General features: G+C 50.5%; 3 protein-coding genes and 1 riboswitch (1 of these 4 running past the window's edge). Of the genes, 2 read left to right on the forward strand and 1 reads right to left on the reverse strand.

The genetic code is table 11. From position 1 onward, the window contains the following. Positions 1-462: the 3' portion of a hypothetical protein gene (locus tag HN413_15165; protein ID MBT3391737.1), read on the forward strand. 66 nt of this gene lie to the left of the window's left edge; only the last 462 of its 528 coding nucleotides appear in the window; its start codon lies beyond the left edge, outside the window; the stop codon is at positions 460-462. Positions 463-529: 67 nt separating this feature from the next. After that, positions 530-1,528 (forward strand): LysM peptidoglycan-binding domain-containing protein, encoded by a 999-nt coding sequence (locus tag HN413_15170; GenBank protein ID MBT3391738.1) that lies wholly within the window; start codon positions 530-532, stop codon positions 1,526-1,528. Between the two features lie 53 nt (positions 1,529-1,581). Here the strand turns inward: HN413_15170 and HN413_15175 are convergent, their stop codons facing one another. After that, a complete protein-coding gene (locus tag HN413_15175; protein ID MBT3391739.1) occupies positions 1,582-2,988 on the reverse strand; it encodes a hypothetical protein in 1,407 nt (468 codons plus the stop codon). Beyond that, positions 2,989-3,076, reverse strand: a riboswitch (cyclic di-GMP riboswitch). Positions 3,077-3,430 lie beyond the last annotated feature (354 nt).

A 3,430-nucleotide genomic window follows, 5' to 3' on the forward strand; every position in this document is an offset into this window, starting at 1 on the left:
GAAGCCCCTCCCGAATCACCACCCGCCACAGGGGATATTCAACCCGCCGCGGCGCCTGCCATCCCTGATTGTAACGCGCTCGACATCACCGCCTTTAATGCAATTGTCAACGACACGTTCAACTTCGTCATCCAGGATCAACTCAACAACTGCCACTTTGCCACCGATAGCGGCTATAATTTAATGCTCGGCGGCGGCAAACCTGCCAGTCTGGGTGAAGTCAAGGATCTATTCGACAGCACCTTTGGCGCGCTGCCCAACTCCACCTGGGAAGCGATCGATAATTTCTACCTGGGCATGGCATTTTCATCTGTCACAGTGACGGCGCAGGGTATCTCAGCCAGCGGACATACACTGATGATCGTCGCCGCCGGACAACCGGATGGCGACCCCGCCGCGTTACAGACGCTTTTCACCGATTTGGCGAAAGAAGCCGCCCGGCAGTTAAATCAGCAATTCTGATGAATCAAAGCTTTCGCTGTGTCGTGATGACTTGAAATATGGTACTGCTGAACGTATAATCCATTTTATGAAATACAAAAAACCGCGCCCGGACATGGGGTTGATACTGCTCTCGATGGTATTCTTGGCGTTGAGTCTGGTGGGGTGCACCAACAGCACGGACGAAATGGCGACCCCCACGGGCACGCCAATTCCGCTGACGGCCTTTCAAACCCCAACGTCATCCCCGCAATTGGCAGAAGGAATCAATGCTATTGAGGGTACCGCAACGCCTGTGCCCACGGCCACGGCGACGCCATTTTTATACGCCATCGAATCGGGCGACACACTGCTCGAAGTCGCGCATCGATATAGCATTACGCTCGAACAACTGCTGGCTGCCAACCCGGGGATTGACCCCAGCTTTCTAATTGTAGGAACTGAAATCATCATCCCTACCGGCGATAGTGTGCTCTCCGGGTATCCTTCTCCGACGCCCATCAGCTTTGATCTGGGCCAGCCGGAGTGCTATCCGGCAGCCGATGGCGGGTTGTGGTGTTTGGTGGTCGCGCGCAATTCACAGGCACAAGCGCTTGAAAATCTCTCGGCAGCCATTACCCTATACACAGCCAATGGCGAAAAAATAGCACAGCAACTTGCAATTTCCGCTTTAAATATTCTGCCCCCCGGACAACAAATAACCCTGGCAACATTTTTCGCGGCCAATATTCCTGCAGGCGTTACGGCACAGGCCGAACTGCGCAGCGCGCTGCCCGTGGATGCAGCCAGCCAAAGATATATCGACATCCAAATCCAGACAAATAATATTACGATTGATAATACTCAAGCACACATCCAGGGCATCATTCGCATTCCGGGCGGCGATGAAGCGCCGGAGGCTCATCGGATTTGGCTGCTCGCCAACGCTTATGATGCAAATGGGAATCCGGTGGGGGTGCGCAAATGGGAAATCAACGCGCCAACCGCCCCGGGGAGCGAACTCGCCTTCGAGATCACCGTCTACAGTCTGGGGCCAGCCATCAGCGAAGTGCAAATTCTCGGCGAAGCGCGACCGGCCGAAAAATAAAAGCGTGCGGAGTTTTCACTCCGCACGCTTTTATTTTTCGACAATTCAATATTTTAGGGCGAACCCCAAATCAGGAAGAAATCTTGCAGGCAGGTTTGCTGACCACTATTGGAATTGACGCAAACTTGATAATCGATGCGCGTGCCATGCGGCGCATTAATCGGCTCCAGCGCGATCGTGGAGAAACCATCACCGGGACGAGTAGCCGCAAAAGTATAGGAGCGTTGTTCGCCTCCGGGGAGGGTCAATGCGATCACTGGAGAAACGCCACTCAGGGGCTGGTACCCATCCGAAACATAGACCGAAATCACTTGCGACGCATTGGGAGCCACCAAACTGTAGCCCTCGGAAACCGTGAGCATCAGCGAGCCACCGGAGCCAGCCGTTTCGCCGCCGGGCGTTTCCTGATAATAGCGCGATTTATATAAATATCCCAAAGCGGTGGGATGAACCTGCAACTCTTCTGCCTTATTCGGGAAGTAGTCCAGGCACATATTGGCAAAACACTGGCGATAGACATCGTCGCTTTGCGGAGAATATTCGGTAACCGGCGCGCCAGAAAGTTCGTAGCCTGAATTCTCCATGATAAAGCGATGGAATTGCTCAGGGACATCAAATGCGGTATTGAAATCTGCCCGCACGCCCAACATGGCCGTAATCGGACGCAAGGCAATTCCGCCGGGCCTCGCAGGGTCGGAGATGACCACAACATTTTCGTAAATTTGCTCTTGCGTGCTATCGGGAGCCAGGTACGGCAAAGAAAGCGGCTTTCCAGTGAAATCGGGCGACAAGCGTTCGAGCGCGTCTGAGAATGGAGTCACCACAATGGAAGGCAAATCAGGCGCAGCTACAGGGGGGATGTCCACTGAGCAGGCCTCTGCACACAGCCATGCGCCATAATACATGAGATGCACAACATTGGGTGGATCTGTCTCTAACTGGTAAAAGCCCAGGTTTTCAAAATACTGCTCAATACCCCCGCGAGCTTCATTATAGCGTACAGAAGTCAACGGAACGCCGACAAACCGATTTCCGCGCAACTGTTCGTATAACGGCAAAAAGCCTGCATAGATATCATGCCCACCGGGCGCAGCCGGATTTGTGGTCGGCTCGGCAATTCCCAATCTGCGGCCAATGGATGCCAATGAGTATTGATTTGTGCTCGGGTCATAGACCATCAACACATTCGCCGTGTATTGGTATTCAAGTCCATTCTTCTCGAATTTCGGCGAAATAGCTGCGCCAAGCACATCACGGCCGCCCAGTAAATCAAAGAGTTCACGGAAACGCGGATCAATACCACTGGCCCCCAATGCACCCATACCACTAACCGAAGAAGCTCCCCCAGAAGCTGCCTCAACGCAAGCAGTCAGGCTCAAGCTAATGAGCATTAGGAATAAGGTTAACAGCGTTTTTCGGTACATTCTTAGAATTGTGGTGTGTTGTCGGAATATATCCATTTTTGCAACCTGGCAATCATAACTAACAAGCAGTCTCAGACCCAAGGCTTTGCGTCCCTGATTTTCATCAGGTTTGCCTTTATATTTGGCACTTCACGATTTGCAAAGTTCATCGAAATATTTGTGATCTACCGACAAAAATATATTTCCCGTGGGAGTAATTATATATTTTTTTCGTAAGTAATGTAAGTCGTAAAAATTAGACACTTGATGTAAATTCGAGATAACAAAATAATAGACTTTGGCAATAATATTATAATAATAATATAAGCCACAAAATACATCAGCAGCTTGTAAATATTTATCTAAACAAAGTGTTTAATTTTCCATAAAACTGAGACGGAATGCCGTTTATGGCATGTCTATTTCAAGCGCATAACAATTATACACTATGTTTGCACTTTAAGAAAAGAGTGGGCATGATCTACCGAAACCGGGATAA

Source organism: Chloroflexota bacterium, from assembly GCA_018648225.1.
Taxonomy (GTDB): Bacteria; Chloroflexota; Anaerolineae; order Anaerolineales; family UBA11858; genus NIOZ-UU35.

What these genes read in the sequence shown, in the direction of transcription:
- HN413_15170 (MBT3391738.1), top strand. Translation starts at nt 530, where the DNA reads ATGAAATACAAAAAACCGCGCCCGGACATGGGGTTGATACTGCTCTCG.
- HN413_15175 (MBT3391739.1), bottom strand. Translation starts at nt 2,988, where the DNA reads ATGGATATATTCCGACAACACACCACAATTCTAAGAATGTACCGAAAA.